Source organism: Microvirga calopogonii (assembly GCF_003347665.1).
Lineage (GTDB): Bacteria > Pseudomonadota > Alphaproteobacteria > Rhizobiales > Beijerinckiaceae > Microvirga > Microvirga calopogonii.
Window position 1 is genome coordinate 261,847 of the sequence record NZ_QDGA01000001.1, and the last position, 16,163, is coordinate 278,009.

Genomic DNA, 16,163 nt, shown 5'->3' on the forward strand with positions numbered 1-16,163 from the left:
GGCTCCATGTTTCTGCCGCTTCACGATGGCGTCCCGCTCAGGAACATGAAGACGCCGCTCGCGACGCGGTTTCTGATCGGCGTCTGCGTGCTCGCCTATCTGTTCACCTTCTACGGCCCTCTCGGCGAGGATGCGGTGGTCGGCGGCCTGGGATTCATCCCGTCGGTCCTGTTCGGAACCGAAGTGTTGCCGGAAGGCTATCCCTTCGTCCCGGCCGAGCTGACGCTTGCCACCAACATCTTCCTGCATGGCTCCCTGTTCCACCTGATCGGCAACATGCTGTTCCTCTGGGTGTTCGGCGACAACGTGGAGGACGCGATGGGGCATCTGCGCTTCATCGCCTTCTTCCTGCTCTGCGGGATGGCCGCGAGCCTGGCCCACGCCTTCATCACCACCGAGCCGCACCGCCCCTTGATCGGGGCCTCGGGCGGCGTATCGGGCGTGGTGGCCGCCTATCTGATCCTCTATCCGCGCGTGAAGATCTGGGGCCTGTTCCTGAAGGGCATTCCCCTGCACCTTCCTGCCTATTGGACCATCGGCCTCTGGTTCGCCCTCCAGCTCGCCTCGGCCTTTCTCGGCGGAGACGAGAGCGTGGGCTGGTTCGCCCATCTTGGCGGCTTCATCGTGGGGGCAGCTCTGATCCCCTTCATGCGCCGCCGGTACGATCCCGTGCTCGCCCGCGCCCAGGCTCAGGAAATGCAGGCGCCGCGCTGACGACCGGAACGACCACCGATGGAGCAAGCGCGTCGGGCGTCCCCGAAAAGTGGTTTCCACTTTTAGGCCTGATGGATTCCTCAAAGGCCGGAGCATCAGGTGACTCCCAAAAGTGGTTTCCACTTTTAGGCCTGATGCTCTAGGTTCCGATCCGCCTTTTTCCTATATGTCCGGAGGGCCGGTTTTCGGCCATATCCGGATCCGACCTTTGGTGAGGACAAACGAATGAAGCTTCTTGTCTGCGTGAAGCGGGTGGTGGACTACAATGTAAAAATCCGGGTGAAGCCGGACGGGTCGGGCGTGGAACTGGCCAACATCAAGATGTCCATGAACCCCTTCGACGAGATCGCCGTCGAGGAAGCGGTTCGCCTGAAGGAGCAGGGCAAGGCCACCGAGATCGTCGCCGTCTCCATCGGCCCGCAGCAGGCCGGCGAGACCATCCGCACGGCGCTCGCCATGGGGGCCGACCGCGGTATCCTGGTCAAGACCGACGCCACCGTCGAGCCGCTGGCCGTCGCCAAGATCCTGGCCAAGGTGGTAGAGCAGGAGAAGCCCGACCTGATCATCATGGGCAAGCAGGCCATCGACGACGATTCGAACCAGACCGGCCAGATGCTCGCCGCCCTGCTCGGCTGGCCGCAGGGCACCTTCGCATTCAAGGTCAATTTGGGCGAGGGCTCCATCGACGTGACCCGCGAGGTTGACGGCGGCCTGCAGACGGTGGGCCTCAAGCTGCCGGCCATTGTCACCACGGACCTGCGCCTCAACGAGCCGCGCTATGCAAGCCTGCCCAACATCATGAAGGCCAAGAAGAAGCCCCTCGACGAGACCTCGCCTGAGACGCTCGGCGTCGATGTCGCCCCGCGCCTGAAGGTCGTGAAGACCGCCGAGCCCGGTGGCCGCAAGGCGGGCGTGAAGGTCGGCTCCGTGGCCGAACTGGTCCAGAAGCTCAAAGTCGAAGCCGGCGTGCTCTAAGGGAGAACAAGAACAATGACCACGTTGCTGATCGCCGAGCACGACAACGCTCACCTGAAGGATGCCACCCACAAGGCGCTCTCGGCCGCCAAGGCCCTTGGGGCTGCAGTGCATGTGCTGGTCGCCGGTTCGAACGCCCGCGCGGCGGCTGAGGCCGCCTCCAAGCTCGAAGGCGTGGAGAAGGTTCTGCTGGCCGATAGCCCGGCTTACGAGCACCAGCTTGCCGAGCCGACCGCCGCGCTGATCGTGTCGCTCGCGGGGGCCTACGATGCCCTGGTGGCGCCCGCCACCAGCAAGGGCAAGAACGTGATGCCGCGGGTGGCAGCTCTCCTCGACGTGATGCAGGTGTCCGACATCACCAAGGTGGTGTCGCCCGACACCTTCGAGCGGCCGATCTATGCCGGCAACGCCATCCAGACCGTGCAGGCCACCGATGCCAAGAAGGTGATCACCGTACGCACCGCCGCCTTCCCGGCGGCCGGTGAAGGTGGCTCGGCCGCCATCGAGACGGTGAACGCCGCCGAGGATCCTCAGCTGTCGTCGTTCAAGGGCGAGGAGATCGCCCAGACCGACCGGCCCGAGCTGACCTCGGCCAAGATCATCATCTCGGGCGGAAGATCCCTCGGTTCAGCCGAGAACTTCACCACCTATATCGAGCCCATCGCCGACAAGCTCGGGGCCGCCATGGGCGCCTCGCGCGCGGCGGTGGATGCGGGCTATGCGCCCAACGACTGGCAGGTGGGCCAGACCGGCAAGGTGGTGGCGCCGGATCTCTACATCGCTGTGGGGATTTCAGGGGCCATTCAGCATCTGGCCGGCATGAAGGATTCCAAGGTGATCGTGGCGATCAACAAGGACGAGGAGGCCCCGATCTTCCAGGTGGCCGATTACGGCCTCGTTGGCGACCTCTTCCAGATCCTGCCTGAACTGAAGGAGGAGTTGACCAAAGCGGGTCAATAAGGTCAGGAATAGTGACGGACCGGGCGGCCCTCCGCCCGGCCGCATATGGCGATTGGATGCAGGCAGCAGGTCAGATGGGCATAGAGATCAAAACGGTTGGCGTTGTCGGCGCGGGACAGATGGGCAGCGGCATCGCCCATGTCTGCTCGCTCGCGGGGTTGAACGTCCGGCTCAACGATCTCTCGGAAGATCGGATCAATGCGGGGCTTGCCACGATCAACGGCAACATGGCACGCCAGGTCTCCAAGGGCGTCATCACGGATGCCGACCGGCAGGCCGCGCTCGAGCGGATCAAACCCGCACGCACCTACGACGATCTGTCCGTCTGCGATATCGTCATCGAGGCGGCGACCGAGAACGAGGAGGTGAAGCGCAAGATCTTCACCAATCTCAGCCCGTCCCTGCGCCCCGACGCGCTGCTCGCCACCAATACCTCGTCGATCTCGATCACGCGCCTTGCAGCCGCGACCGACCGACCGGAGCGCTTCATCGGCATTCACTTCATGAACCCCGTGCCGGTGATGCAGCTCGTCGAGCTCATCCGCGGGATCGCCACCGAGGATCACACTTACGAATCGGCGAAGGAATTCATCGCCAAGCTCGGCAAGACCTCGACCGTCTCCGAAGATTTCCCGGCCTTCATCGTCAACCGCATCCTGCTGCCGATGATCAACGAGGCGATCTACACCCTCTATGAGGGCGTGGGCTCGGTCGAGGCCATCGACACGGCCATGCGGCTCGGCGCGAACCATCCCATGGGCCCGCTCCAGCTGGCGGATTTCATTGGCCTGGACACCTGCCTGTCGATCATGCAGGTGCTGCACGAAGGTCTGGCCGATTCCAAGTACCGCCCTTGCCCGCTCCTGGTGAAATACGTGGAAGCCGGCTGGCTCGGCCGGAAGACCAAGCGCGGATTCTACGATTATCGCGGCGAGAAGCCGGTTCCGACCCGCTGAAGGCACCGCCCCAGCGCTTGAGGGCGAAGGATCCGCCCTCTCCGCGCCTGCGGCTCACATGGCCATCCCCTATGGCAAGCGCGCCCTGTCGCGGGCATCACCCGCGCGTCAGCACCATGCAATCCAGCACCGCCCCGTAATGGCAGGCTGCCGCGCCAAGCACGAAGGCGTGCCAGATCGCATTCTGAAAGCGCAGGCTTTCCCACACGTGAAAGACCACGCCCGCCGTGTAGAGGACGCCGCCGGCGGCCAGGAGCCAAAGGGTCGAGCCGGACAGGGCGCCGAGCACGGCCTCGTACGCCATGACGCCACTCCAGCCGATGAGCAGGTAGAGAAGGATCGCAAGCCGATCGAACCGGCCCGGCAGGCACAGCTTCAGAGTCATCCCGGCTATCGAACCCGCCCAGATGCCGACCAGCAGGACGACGGCCGCGACCTCGTTTCTCATCTGCGTGATGAACGGCGTGTAGGTTCCGGCGATCAGGAGATAAATGGCGGAATGGTCGAACCGCCGCAGGACCCATTTGACCGGAGAGACCGGCCAGAGATTGTACACCGCCGAGATGACGAGCACCGCCAGCAGACCGCAGGCATAGATCGCCACTGAGGTCAGCTCCCAAGCGCCCACCGTAGGTGCGGCGAGGACAAGTAGGGTGATCACCCCGACGAGACCGCCGATGACGCCCAGGCCATGCACGATCCCATCCGCCAGGATCTCTTGCCTGTCGTAGTCCCACTTGATCATTGTCTTTCCCAGGTCACTGCAAGCGCACCGACTGCCTGTACGGCGGTCCCCTGCACAGGCACGGCAGGCTTGGCTGCATGGGGAACCCGCTATCGTGCGGTGGGTTCCAGCTGCATCATGGAAGGGACGCGGGCTATCAGAGCAGAGACTCAGGGCGTTTCTTGCTCTAACCAGAGCTAGGCTTGTCCGAGCGCGACCCGGCTGTCTCGGCAAGGCAGACCAGAACGAAAACTGCCACGACCGTGACCAGCTCGACGGTCTGGGTCGCCCATTCAGGCGCGCCGTTCGGCAGCAATCCGAGTGTCAGGCCTGAGAGAAGGGCTGCGGCGAGAGCGGTCCAGATCAGCATGGCGATCCTCTTTCGTCAGCGGATGCCGCTGTTTAGTCCAAGGTGTCTGAACAGTGCCTGTACGAGCCTCTCAGGCTTTCGCGAGCCGGTCGGCGGTGTCGGGTGCTATCCCAGCTTCCGCGTCACAGTTCAGTGTCGGCGCTTGGGTTGGGCTTGGCGTCTGCAGGCGCCGCTTCTTTCACCGTGATCCTGACGGTGTGGCTCTCCACCTTGCCGCTGGCCGACTTGACCTCATAGCTGACCTCGTCGGCTCCCGTGTAGGCGGGGTTGGACTTGTAGAAGATCCCCTGGGCTGTTGCCTCCAGCTTCGGGCAACGGGAGATCCGTCCGGCTTTGAGCTTCCCGCTGCGCACGTTCAGCTCGCCATGCTTGGGCGGGGTCACCACCCGGACCGTCGGCAGCGGCCCCGACGTGCAGTCCTTTTGCACGTTGCCGTAAACCCCCAAGCGATGGGATTTGCCGGCAACCGCGTCCGCGCTGCGGTAAGCGCTGTTGGTCTGAGCCAGGGCGGCTCCGGGCAGGATAAGAACGCCAGCGAGGATGAAGAGAGCGGAGCGTTTCAGGCGAACCATTTATGGCCTCCTTTCAGGAAAATTGAAGCTGACGGGAGGCTGCGACAGGCGCGGCCTCCCTGCGCGAGGTCTCAGTGTTTCGGTTCGGCAGCAGATCCAGCGGACTTGCGGCGGACGGCCCGCCTGGAGAGCATGTTGAGTCCCTCGATCAGAGCCGAGAAGGCCATGGCGGCGTAGATATAGCCCTTCGGCACGTGCGCCCCGAAGCCCTCCGCGATCAGCGTCATGCCGATCATCAGCAGGAAACCCAGGGCCAGCATCACCACTGTCGGGTTGTTGTGGATGAACTGGGCCAGAGGGTTTGCGGCCAGAAGCATCACGGTCACGGCGACCACCACGGCGATCACCATGATCATGACCACGTCGGTCATGCCGACCGCCGTGATGATGCTGTCGAGGGAGAAGACGAGGTCGAGCAGCAGGATCTGCGTGATCGCGGCGCCGAACGTCATGGTGGCTTTCGCGGTGTCGAACACGTCGTCGGACGGCGTCGGGTCCACGTTGTGATGGATCTCCTTCGTCGCCTTCCAGACCAGGAAGAGACCGCCGCCGATCAGGATCAGATCCCGCCAGGAGAAGGCATGCCCGAACAGCGTGAAGATCGGCTCCGTCAGGGTCACGATGATAGCGATGGTGCCGAGCAGCCCCAGGCGCAGGATCAGCGCCAGGCCGATGCCGATGCGCCGCGCCCTCGAGCGCTGATGCTCCGGCAGCTTGTTCGTGAGGATCGAGATGAAGATCAGGTTGTCGATGCCGAGCACCACCTCCATCACGACCAGAGTCGCAAGAGCCACGAGGGCGGTAGGATCGGAAATCCAGGAGAAGTCCATTCGGGAATCCTATGGTCAGGGGTCCAGGGGGATCGGCCCGGAAGCGGAACCGTTCGTTGGTTTTCCGGATGACAAAACCGAAAATGAGATCATTGCCGTCGCAACCGCTGCGGATCTCGAGGTGCTCGGCGACATGTTTCGGGCAGAAGGTGTCGCCCTCCAGTTCGCAGGCTGCCGGGCTGCAGGATCAAGGCGGCGATAAGGTGGGCAGAGCGTCTGTCCATGCTCAGGCCGCCTCGCGATGCTCGATCCTGGTTGCCAGCACTTTGTCGATGCGCCGGCCATCGAGGTCGACCACCTCGAAGCGCCAGCCCATTGTTTCGACCGTCTCACCCGTCTCCGGCATGTGCTGCAGCTCGCCGATCACCAGACCGGCCACGGTCTCGTAGTCGCGCCGCCCGGGCAGCGATATCCCGAGCTGATCGGCCATCTCGTCGGCGGGCATCCAGCCGGCCAGGAGCCACGAGCCGTCCTCCCGCTGCACGGCTTCAGGCTCCTCCTCGTGCTCGTCGGACCGGAAGGCCCCCGCAATGGCATCCAGGATGTCGGCCGGCGTCACCACGCCGTCGAAGTGGCCGTATTCGTCATGGACAAGCGCCATCGGGACCTCGGCCTCCCGCAGCACCTCAAGAGCATCGAGGGCATCGAGGGTATCGGGGATGATCGGCGCCTTGCGGATGTGAGTGCGGATGTCGAGCGGCTCGTCGCGCAGCGTGGCGGCCAGAAGCTCCCGGGCCTGCACGACGCCGAGCATGTGGTCGGGGTGGTCCTCCGCTACGGGGAGGCGGGAATGAGGCGTGTTGATCAGACAATCCCGGATGCTCTCCTGCGAAGCATTGATGTTGATCCAGTCCACGTCGGTCCTTGGTGTCATCACCCCGCGCACGGCACGGTCACCCAGACGCAGGACGCCGGCGATCATCCGGCGCTCGCCGGTCTCGATCACGCCCGCCGTTTCCGCTTCGGCGACGATCGTCTTGATCTCCTCTTCGGTGACGGCGCTCTCGGATTCCGTGCTTTGCCCCATGAGACGGAAGATCAGCTTCGTGGAGGCGTCGAGCAGCCAGACGACCGGTGCCGCGATCCGGGAGATCAGCGCCATCAGGGGCGCGACCATGCAGGCGATCCCTTCCGGGTTCTTGAGCGCCAGGTGCTTGGGCACGAGCTCGCCGACCACAACGGAGAGATAGGTGATGGAGCCGATCACGATGCCGTAGCCCAGAGGTTCTGCGGCGGCATCAGGCACTCCGTTCCTTTCGAGGATGTCGGTGAGCATGGCACCAAGCGCCGCGCCCGAGAACGCGCCGGCCAGCACGCCGACCAGGGTGATGCCGATCTGAACGGTCGAGAGGAAACGGCCGGGCTCTTCCGCCAGTCTCAGGGCAGTACCGGCCCCGGCACGGCCGCTATCCGCCATCATCTTCAGGCGGGCTTTTCGAGCCGACACGATGGCCAGTTCGGACAGGGCGAAGAGGCCATTGAGCCCAATGAGAAGAAGGGCGATGCCGAGTTCAAGCACGGTGTGTCAGGTGCCCTGGGCACCCCTCCAGGATTGTCGATAGTTCGCTTGCGGACATTGGATCGTCGGTTCTCATCCAAAGATGACCCACAATTGATCGAGAAAGGCGTTGATGCCGGCGAAGATCGCCGAGGAGATCGCCGTCAGGATCAGCAGGCTGCCGATCGCAGCGAGCCAGCCCACGAGCGTGGCCAATCCATCCCGCTCAACAATGCCGAGCGCGAAGGCTGAAATGGCAAAGGCCGGGGGAATGTTCCCGAACGGGATCGGCAGGAAGAGGATGATCGCCAGCAGCAGGCAGGTGGCGCCCACGATCCGCTCCGGGACGGGATGAAGCAGCATGCCGAGCCGGGGCCGCAGGAAGCGTTCCGCCCGGTGCAGAATGGGAGTGAGCTTTGCCGTCAGGAGCGTGAAGAAGTCACGGGAAATGGAGCGCTCGCAAATAAAGCGGGGCATCCAAAGAGTCGGACGCCCGAGCATCAGCTGGGCCGTCACGAAGAGCAGCGGCGCTCCCAGTACGGCCGACATGCCGGGCGGCAGCGGCAGCACGTTGGGGGCTGCGAACAGAAGCATCAGGGCTCCGAAGGCCCGGTCGCCGAAGGCATCCAGCACGTCGCCAATGCTGATGGTCGCCGCCGGTCGGCTGGCGAGATCGCTCAGAACCTCGGAAAACCGTTGTCGGGGCTCCACATCGTCGTCCGGTGACACGACGGTGGAGAGACTACTCGAAGGGTCGGGCATGGGCCTGTCTATAGTGGCTCGCTCGGAACAAGGCGAGTGGGGTGGTCAAGAATTTGTCGGCGGTCCTGAAAGCAACAGGTTCAAGGGCCTCGCCAGCGCCGTTGGGCCGATGCTCCGCTCTTTCGATGAGCACATCGTTCGGGGCGGACCCAGTGGGCCGCGCTAGCGAAAACCGGATCCACTTTTCCGCACGATGTGCTAGCGTGGAACCCCGGCCCAAAGGATTGAAGCTGCGTGTAAAAGCCCTCGCGGTTGTTGAGATGTCGAGGCAATTTACGGCAAGACGAGCTACCGGCCTGCTTTGATCTGCTCGACGGCCTCGTTCATGAGGCCGGCCAGGACACCCGCCAGCTCGGCATCACTAGCCGTCTTTCCTGCCGCCTCGAAATCCTGGCGAACCTTGCGGATGACGTCCCCGTCGCCGGCCTCTTGGAAATCGGCAAGGATGACCGCTTTCGAATAGTCCTCGGCATCCGAGCCGGACTTGCCGAGCTGATGCGCCGCCCAGAGGCCGAAAAGCTTGTTGCGGCGGGCCGTTGCCTTGAAGCGCAGCTCCTCGTCGTGGGCGAACTTCTTTTCGAACGCATCTCTGCGATCATCGAAACTGGCCATACTTGTTGTCCCTTCAGGTCCGTGACTAACGTGGCATCGACGCACCCGCGGCCGGCGGCACAAGCCGCCAGGCCGCGGGTGCTTGTCTCTTCGGAAACATCTTTGCGGAGGATGTCCAGGACGGCTCCGGCTGCGGGATCAGACGTCTTCCTCGAAGCCGAAATCGTCTCCGGCATCGCCGAAGTCCTCGGCGGCGGCCTGCTGCGGCTCAGCCTGACCGGCCTCCGCCGCGTTGGCCTCGCCGCCGGAGAAGGCGCCCGCGATCATGTTGCCCAGCAGAACGCCGCCGGCGACACCCATGGCGGTCTGGGCCGCGCCAGCCAGGAATCCGCCGCCTCCGCGGGGAGCCATGCCAGCCATGCCGGGTGCCATGTGAGGTGGCATGCCGTGTTGCGGCTGGTAAGGCTGCTGTGGCTGAGGACGAGGCTGACCGCCGCCGAAAAGTCCGGAGAGGAAGCCGCCTCCGCCTGCCGGGCGGTTGGCGAGTTCCTGCTCCAGCTGCTGGATGCGGCCTTGCGCGGCGCTCAAAGCCTGCTCCTGCACCACGATGGTCTGGGCCATGAAGTAGGGCGCATTCGGCTGCTGGTTGATCTGCGAGCGGATGAAATCCGCCGCCTGAGCGTCCGGAGGCGTGGCCTGGCGCTCGACCTGGGCGATCTTGCCGAAGAGCTGTTCGATGGCCTGACGGTCCTGATGGTCCATGAAAATCGATCCTTTCTGGCAATGGACGGTGGTTACTCTTCCCGCTGCCCGGTGAGGCTCAGCAGCAGCTGGAACAGGTTGATGAAGTTCAGGTAGAGCGAGAGCGCGCCGAACACGGCCATCTTGTTGTTGGCCTCGTGCCCGAACCCTTCGGCGTATTGCTCCTTGATCGATTGCGTGTCGTAGGCGGTGAGCCCGGTGAACACGAGCACGCCGATGATCGAGATCGCGAATTGCAGTGCGCTGGAGCCGACGAAGATGTTCACCAGCGACGCGATGATGATGCCGATCAGGCCCATGACGAGGAACGAGCCGAACTTCGAGAGATCGCGCTTGGTGGTGTAGCCGTAGAGGCTGGTGGCGCCGAACATGGCGGCCGTGATGAAGAAGGTGCGGGCGATGCTCGTGCCGGTGAACACCAGGAACACGGAGGCGAGCGACAGCCCCATCACGGCCGAGAAGGCGAAGAAGGCGGTGCGCGCGGACGCCGCCGTCATCCGCTCCATGCGGAAGGAGAAAATGAAGATGAAGGCCAGCGGCGCCAGCATCACCACCCACTTCAGCGGTGTCTGGAACAGCGGCACGTAAAGGGCCGGGGTCGAGGCGACGAAGAAGGCCACGAGCCCTGTGACCACGAGGCCAAGCCCCATGGTGTTGTAGACCCGCAGCATGTGCTGGCGCAGGCCCTCGTCGAAGACGGCGCCGCTGGCGCGCGCCGTGGTCGTTTGCCAAGCGTAGGGTGTATTCACGTTATTCCTCCTGTTGGGGTCACTGAAGCTTGCGGGCGAGCCGGGCGGCGGCCCGTTCGAGGACCTTGTCGCTGCCGGTTCCGGTCAGCGCATAGGCGAGCTGGCCTGTCTGCCAGTAGACGGTCGTCGCTTCATCGAAGCGGGCGACCGTCGGGTCGATGACGTCGAAGACCGGCACATGGGCGGCGAACAGCGACACGCGGCCGAGATCGTCGGCATCGACGGCGATCTCGACGCTGTGGCCGTCACGGGACGGGAAGACTTGCGCATCCCGAACCTTCCAGTCGTCAGGCAAGGGCGGCAGCCGAACGCCGGTTCCGGCCAAGAGCTCGGCCGGATCGTATCCGGCAGCCTCGGTCTGCGAGGCCATGCGGGCGCGCACCAGAGCCGTCTCATGCGAATGCAGGGCATCCTCGACGAAGGCGGGCGGCTTGGGTGAGGCCGCGCTGTCGGTAACGCCCAAGCCAACCTGCCCGTGAGCGAGCCAGCCAAACCCGATGAGCGCCGCGACGGCGGCGATCCGTCGTAGCTTCAACCCGAATTCCCGCCAGGCGAGAACGCGCTCAAGCCGAGTGGCCGCTCCAAGCGTCGCCTCCGGCGGACGCGGCAGGGGTGCCGAGTGGATCAGTCGGAGGGTATCGCGATCCTTGAGATCGGCCATGACACGCACGGCCGCTTCCGGATCGCGCGCGAGATATTCCTCCACCTCGATCCGCCGGGCCGGGGCAAGCTGCTCATCGACGTAAGCCAGAAGGTCCGCTTCGGTGACGGGGTCAGACATCGGGTCCTCCTACAATGCGCAGACTTGGCCGACCGCCTTGCGCCGGCCGAGACACGTCGTTTCCGGCCTCGAAGCCCCGCAAGGCGGCGCGGGCGCGGCCCAGGCGGGACATGAGGGTCCCCACCGGGATCTTCAGCGCATCGGCGGCCTCCTGATAAGCGAGGCCCTCGATGGCCACGAGGTGCAGGACGGCGCGCTGCTCGTCCGGCAGGCTCATGAAGGCGGCCTGGACCTGCTTCAGCCGCACCCGGCTTTCCTGTTCGGGCGGGGCTTCGCTGTCGACGAAGGAGGCAGCCTGCTCCAGGCGGCGAGCCTCCGCCATTTGACGGCGCCGGTGATCGATGAAGGTGTTGTGAAGAATCGAGAGCAGCCAGCCGCGCAGGTTCCCTCCCGAGCGAAAGGAGCCGTTCCGCTCGTAGGCGCGGACAAGGGTGTCCTGCACCAGATCCTCGGCCTGAGCCTCGTCGCGAGTCAGGGATCGGGCATAGCGCCGCAAGGGGCCGAGCAGGCCAATGACGTCCATGCGCTTCGTGTCGTTCATGCAAGGTATACGGAGCCGTTTGCGGGTTTAATCCCCGTGCTGTTCGGATTTCTCGGTGCTGTCTCGGTCATGTCAGGTGCCGCTTGGCGCGCGCGGCGATGACGCCGGTCTCGAAGACGCGGACGAGCCGATCCATGGCGAAGGGCTTGCGCAGGAAAATGCCGTGCCGCAGCCGACCCGGCAGGGTCGTTTGCACGGCCGAGGCATAGACAGCCGGCTTGTCGGGCCAGATGAAGCTGAAAGTGGTGCCGACCTCCCAGCCGTCGACTTGGCCTGGGAGCTCGATGGTGCAGTAGAGGCCGTCGAAGTCGGCCGCTGCGATTAGATCGAGGGCATCTTCGCCGGACGATGCCAGAACGGCCTCATAGCCGGCCTGTCTGAGGGCGCGGGCAATCAGCGCGCCAACTTTGGCATCGTCCTCGACGACGAGAACTGAGGGGCCGGACAGCTCGGGAAAAGTGGAATCCATGATCGGATCCTCCAGTTGCGGTCGCGCTCGTTGGCGCAAGGGCAAGAGAAGGAGTCCGACATCGCGAGCGGCGACCCGCTCGCCAGAGGGGCCCGGACCCTAAGGCAACGCTGATGTAGGCAGGGCATGCTACGCCCGCAAGAGGGGCGGCATCGGGTGCCGCCCCTCTTGCGCGGAAAGCAGCAAACCGCAACGAGCTATGCAACCTGCTGGATCGCCGAGAGCTTCCAGGGTCCGGCACTGTCGCGGCGGAAGGTCCAGACCTCCGTGACCTCCTCGGTCTTCTCCGGTGCGCCGGCAACGGCGTTGCCGCTCACCCGCTCGATGACCTGTTCGGTAATGGCATAGCGCATCGCGACAGTGGCGTACTCGGTTGGACCCTCACGCCACGCCTCGGCGAGATCACCCTGCAGGAGCTTCACGTCAGAAACAGCCTCACGCACTCCCTTGCGAGCGTTGTCGTTCAGCTCTTCCTGGAAGTAGCCGGCCATCTCCGGCGTGGCGAGCGCCCACAAAGCCGGAATGTCTTCGCGCCCATAGGCCGTCTGGATGTCGCCGAGGGCCCGCTCGAAGGCCGCATAATCGTCCGGCCCGATGACGATCTCCTGACCGCTCGGCCGTGAAGCCGGGCGGGTGCCAGCCGCTGCCGCCGCACCGATGCCGCCAGAGGCGGCCCGTCCACCTGGCGAGACCATGCCGCCAAGGGTCGAACGCTGCATCGGGGCGCCTGCATTCGCCCCTGCCAGTGCCGGCTGCTGCCGCCGACGGAGGAGCCGGACGACCAGATAGACGAGACCACCGATGAGCGCGATCTGCATCAGAAAGCCCAGGATCGACGTCAGCGATCCAAGCCCTCCGAACAGGCCTGCACCGAACAGCGCGCCCAGCAAGCCTGCCCCCAACAGACCGGCGAAGAACCCGCCGCCGAAGCGGCTCCGTGCCGGTTGGGATGCCTGGGTCGACGGAGACGCTGGCCGGGGCTGGACCTGACTCGGGGTCGTCTGCGAGCGCTGGAGCGGCTGTGCGGTCGAGGGAGCCGTCTGGGTGGCGGGGGGAGCGTCGAAGGTGCGTGATCCACGTGAGCCCACGCTGCCTTTGCTCCGGGCCTCGGCCACGCCGCTCATCGCGACGACAAGCACGCCCGCCAGGGCGAAAGCGACGCGTCCTCGGCGCGAGAAGCTCGCCGCCTTGCGTAGGGGCTGACCGCTCGCCTGATCGGTCGAAGAATGTGGCATCGAATGTTCTTTCCTGAGATCCGTGTCGGGTGGGCTGCACTACTCTTCCCGCTGAATCTCCGGACCTTCATGACCGAAGGCGGAGGAGCAGCAGTGAAACGGCGTAGGCTTGCCGATGGCCCGTTCCAGCCGCCTGCACATCGAACCCCTGCTGATGGCAGACGACGACCTCGGCACGGCCTCTGGAATGTTCCACGTCCGGTATACGAAGCTGGACCAGGCCTTAATCCTGCCCATGGCGAGAATTCGCTTCAGGCCGTCCTGAGCACGGTCGCGCCTGCCCGCGAGGAATGGACGATCTTCGTTTCAGGCAATAAGGACGGTGACGGCCGATGCTCTGATTGGAGTGGTTCGCGCCGCACTCTTATGATTCATCTGCCCGACCAGCACCTATGCCAAGCATCACCTCATCTAAATTCAGCGCTGAAATGGCTCCTTGGCGGCGATTTACGATCACGCTCCTGGGCACGGCCGTACTCCTCCTGACAGGCTTCGTCGCCCTCGCCTATTTGGTTGATCCCTACGACACCGGCCGGTCGCCTCTCGTCACAAAGCCCGGCGTGCGTCCCCAGGGGCCCCGAACAGCCAACGCCAGCCGTGGGCGGGACCAGGCATTCAATGCCATGATCGTGGGAAATTCCCACATCCAGCTCATCGCCCCCGAACGTCTGAAGAAATTGACCGGGTTCGATTTCGTCCAGCTGGCAACACCCGCATCCGGGGCGAAGGAACATCTGAGCCTGATCGACTGGTTTCTGCGGCACCGAAAGGAGACGCCGAAGGCGATCGTGGTCAGCATCGACGATTTCTGGTGCACATCCGATCCGGATCTGCCCAACGATAAGCCTTTTCCTTTCTGGCTCTACAGCGCCGATCCTTGGGAATATGTCAGAGGGCTCGTGCGCTTCAACGTGCTGGAAGAGACGTCGCGGCGTATCGGTTATCTCTTCGGAGCCGCAGCCGAGCGAGCCCGGCCGGACGGGTACTGGGATTATGAGCCCGAATACATTGGGCTGGGCTATACGACGGATCCGGCCGTTCGCCAGCGCCTGGAGCAGAAGCCTTATGCCAATGCCCTACGTTACGACCACGACCCCAAGCCCGCTGAGAGGCAATTCCCTGCGGTCGCCAGGCTAAGGGAGCTCGCGGCCAGACTTCCTGAGGAAACTGCTCTGCTTCTGGTCATGCCACCGGTCTACAGCAACACCCTCCCACCTCATGGCACCGAGCAGGCTTTCCTGTTGCACGCCTGCAAGGCAGCAGCGATGGGGGTTCAAGAAGCCCATGCCAGGACAGCCGTGGTCGACTGGCTCGTCGATAGGCCCGAAATCCATGCGCCAGAGCTGTTTTTCGATGTGTCCCACTATCGGCAACCCATCGCCAAGGCCATTGAGGCGGATATCGCCGAGGCGCTTCGGCAGGTTCGCTAAAGGCACATCCCTCCCCCTCCTCTCCCGATCAGTGTGGAGAGACAGAGTGGACGGCAAGGCTTCCTGGGGCCGAGGAACTTTCCCGAACCATGGCCGTTCTGCTCGTTCGTCGGGGGCACCGCCCTGCCAGGGAAGCGGACCCCGTCTTTTGTTCCCCATCCGCGGAGTTGATAGGGCTTCATCCAGGGGAGTGCCATGCGGTTCGAAGGGCGCGAACAGGACGAATTGCAGTGGAGGTTAGAGGAGACCAACGCCCAACTGGCTCGGCACAAGAGGATGAGCCGCCTCGCCTTGCTACTCGTCGCGCTCCTGAATGTAATGATTCTCGCCGCGGTGGTTCACCAGCTCCTCACCTTCGAGGCGCCCTAACAGGCTCTCTCAAGGTATCGTTCGATCGACACCCGTCCCATACAGGAGCTATCAGGAAGCGCTGCGGTAAGTTTAGCCTGAAACGGCCAAGGTCGAATGTCCATCGCGAGCGTCTTCCATACGGAACGTTACACGGATCGCGCACGGAGTTCGCCCGCGCAAGGACGCAACCAGTTTCGGATCGCCTTGCCGCCTTATGGGATCGGGTTGACCGGTCCGTAGCCCCAGACCATGAACACCATGGAGAGAATTCCGCTCAGGAGCAGAGCGCCAAGGACAATGGCGCCGAATGGGATGTGCCTGGACTTCCAGGCAAGACGCACGGCTTCCTTGTGGTCGAACGCGGGACGGGCAGCCATCGGCGCCTCCCCTTGTTGAACACCAGCAATATACCTGATTCGAGCCCTGATGTTTGTAACATAGGCTGGATTGGGCTGCAGATCCCAGGGCTCACCGGCCGAACGAGTGGTCAACCCTCATACCGTGACCGAACGAGGGGTTGAGCCTGATTGACGAGCCAGCGCGGGCGCATGCTGACAACCCAATACCTCGCTGAGGCCTTGGCGCTCGATAGGCTCGTATCACACTCCGTGGTCTTGGGGGCACGAGATCGGTCGTAGTGGAAGAGATCGTCCTCGGCACGATGACGGATCGTTCCGACTGTTGTGTTCTGCAGGCTCATGAGCGTCGCCCCTAATCTCTGGGTCAGAGAACTCTGGGTAGAAGCCACGAGTTCCATGCATCACGAGTTCAACGCATATTGTTCTGACTTGGGCGGATACGATGGGCGGGCCTGAGGCGGAGCAGGAAAACGCATCGCTGAATTGCTATGGCACGATGGTTCGATAGCCAAGCCAGCTGCAAAGGTAGGAAATGGGGTGGGGAAGCCCGAAGCGCCTGCCATATTCAGCAGC

General features: G+C 64.0%; 20 protein-coding genes. 6 read left to right on the forward strand and 14 right to left on the reverse strand.

Annotated features, from left to right (window positions below; all coding sequences use genetic code 11):
• Positions 1-6: 6 nt before the first annotated feature.
• The 4 genes from DDF70_RS01165 (at position 7) to DDF70_RS01180 (ending at position 3,605) form a co-directional block, all read left to right on the forward strand.
• On the forward strand, positions 7-714 hold the full coding sequence (locus tag DDF70_RS01165) for a rhomboid family intramembrane serine protease (RefSeq protein ID WP_114943027.1): 708 nt from the start codon (positions 7-9) through the stop codon (positions 712-714).
• A 225-nt stretch (positions 715-939) separates the two neighbouring features.
• Entirely contained in the window at positions 940-1,689 is a 750-nt protein-coding gene (locus DDF70_RS01170) for an electron transfer flavoprotein subunit beta/FixA family protein (protein ID WP_114943028.1), read from the forward strand.
• Positions 1,690-1,704: 15 nt separating this feature from the next.
• Positions 1,705-2,649, forward strand: coding sequence for an electron transfer flavoprotein subunit alpha/FixB family protein (locus DDF70_RS01175; protein WP_114943029.1), 945 nt, complete (start codon positions 1,705-1,707; stop codon positions 2,647-2,649).
• Positions 2,650-2,723: 74 nt separating this feature from the next.
• On the forward strand, positions 2,724-3,605 hold the full coding sequence (locus tag DDF70_RS01180) for a 3-hydroxybutyryl-CoA dehydrogenase (protein ID WP_114943278.1): 882 nt from the start codon (positions 2,724-2,726) through the stop codon (positions 3,603-3,605).
• Positions 3,606-3,702: 97 nt separating this feature from the next.
• Here DDF70_RS01180 and trhA read toward each other — a convergent pair whose 3' ends face one another.
• The 13 genes from trhA to DDF70_RS01245 all read right to left on the reverse strand — a co-directional run bounded on the left by trhA (position 3,703) and on the right by DDF70_RS01245 (position 13,450).
• A complete protein-coding gene (gene trhA, locus DDF70_RS01185; protein WP_114943030.1) occupies positions 3,703-4,350 on the reverse strand; it encodes a PAQR family membrane homeostasis protein TrhA in 648 nt (215 codons plus the stop codon).
• 166 nt (positions 4,351-4,516) lie between these two features.
• Positions 4,517-4,699, reverse strand: a complete 183-nt coding sequence (locus tag DDF70_RS01190; RefSeq protein WP_114943031.1) for a hypothetical protein — start codon at positions 4,697-4,699, stop codon at positions 4,517-4,519.
• Positions 4,700-4,821: 122 nt separating this feature from the next.
• Positions 4,822-5,271, reverse strand: a complete 450-nt coding sequence (locus tag DDF70_RS01195; RefSeq protein ID WP_114943032.1) for a 4-aminobutyrate aminotransferase — start codon at positions 5,269-5,271, stop codon at positions 4,822-4,824.
• A gap of 71 nt (positions 5,272-5,342) precedes the next feature.
• The gene (locus DDF70_RS01200; protein WP_114943033.1) at positions 5,343-6,101 is read right to left on the reverse strand and encodes a TerC family protein; all 759 of its coding nucleotides are present in this window, start codon (positions 6,099-6,101) and stop codon (positions 5,343-5,345) included.
• 226 nt (positions 6,102-6,327) lie between these two features.
• A complete protein-coding gene (locus DDF70_RS01205) occupies positions 6,328-7,620 on the reverse strand; it encodes a hemolysin family protein (protein ID WP_114943034.1) in 1,293 nt (430 codons plus the stop codon).
• Positions 7,621-7,692: 72 nt separating this feature from the next.
• Complete coding sequence (locus DDF70_RS01210) at positions 7,693-8,361, reverse strand: exopolysaccharide biosynthesis protein (RefSeq protein WP_114943035.1); 669 nt, start codon at positions 8,359-8,361, stop codon at positions 7,693-7,695.
• Positions 8,362-8,649: 288 nt separating this feature from the next.
• A complete protein-coding gene (locus DDF70_RS01215; RefSeq protein ID WP_114943036.1) occupies positions 8,650-8,973 on the reverse strand; it encodes a DUF1476 domain-containing protein in 324 nt (107 codons plus the stop codon).
• Between the two features lie 138 nt (positions 8,974-9,111).
• Positions 9,112-9,675 (reverse strand): DUF2076 domain-containing protein, encoded by a 564-nt coding sequence (locus DDF70_RS01220; RefSeq protein WP_114943037.1) that lies wholly within the window; start codon positions 9,673-9,675, stop codon positions 9,112-9,114.
• A gap of 32 nt (positions 9,676-9,707) precedes the next feature.
• Entirely contained in the window at positions 9,708-10,424 is a 717-nt protein-coding gene (locus DDF70_RS01225; protein WP_114943038.1) for a Bax inhibitor-1/YccA family protein, read from the reverse strand.
• Positions 10,425-10,443: 19 nt separating this feature from the next.
• Positions 10,444-11,205: an anti-sigma factor family protein gene (locus DDF70_RS01230; RefSeq protein ID WP_114943039.1), complete on the reverse strand. Its 762-nt coding sequence runs from the start codon at positions 11,203-11,205 to the stop codon at positions 10,444-10,446.
• On the reverse strand, positions 11,198-11,746 hold the full coding sequence (locus DDF70_RS01235; RefSeq protein WP_114943040.1) for a sigma-70 family RNA polymerase sigma factor: 549 nt from the start codon (positions 11,744-11,746) through the stop codon (positions 11,198-11,200). The genes DDF70_RS01230 and DDF70_RS01235 overlap by 8 nt, the downstream gene beginning before the upstream one ends.
• A gap of 67 nt (positions 11,747-11,813) precedes the next feature.
• Positions 11,814-12,215, reverse strand: a complete 402-nt coding sequence (locus tag DDF70_RS01240) for a response regulator (protein ID WP_114943041.1) — start codon at positions 12,213-12,215, stop codon at positions 11,814-11,816.
• Between the two features lie 197 nt (positions 12,216-12,412).
• A complete protein-coding gene (locus DDF70_RS01245) occupies positions 12,413-13,450 on the reverse strand; it encodes a TIM44-like domain-containing protein (RefSeq protein WP_114943042.1) in 1,038 nt (345 codons plus the stop codon).
• Positions 13,451-13,878: 428 nt separating this feature from the next.
• On the opposite strand from DDF70_RS01245, the gene DDF70_RS01250 reads away from it, so the two are divergent.
• Positions 13,879-14,880, forward strand: a complete 1,002-nt coding sequence (locus DDF70_RS01250; protein ID WP_114943043.1) for a hypothetical protein — start codon at positions 13,879-13,881, stop codon at positions 14,878-14,880.
• Between the two features lie 195 nt (positions 14,881-15,075).
• Positions 15,076-15,249: a hypothetical protein gene (locus DDF70_RS36315; protein WP_162820172.1), complete on the forward strand. Its 174-nt coding sequence runs from the start codon at positions 15,076-15,078 to the stop codon at positions 15,247-15,249.
• A 194-nt stretch (positions 15,250-15,443) separates the two neighbouring features.
• Here DDF70_RS36315 and DDF70_RS36320 read toward each other — a convergent pair whose 3' ends face one another.
• Positions 15,444-15,608 (reverse strand): hypothetical protein, encoded by a 165-nt coding sequence (locus DDF70_RS36320; protein ID WP_162820173.1) that lies wholly within the window; start codon positions 15,606-15,608, stop codon positions 15,444-15,446.
• Positions 15,609-16,163: the final 555 nt, after the last annotated feature.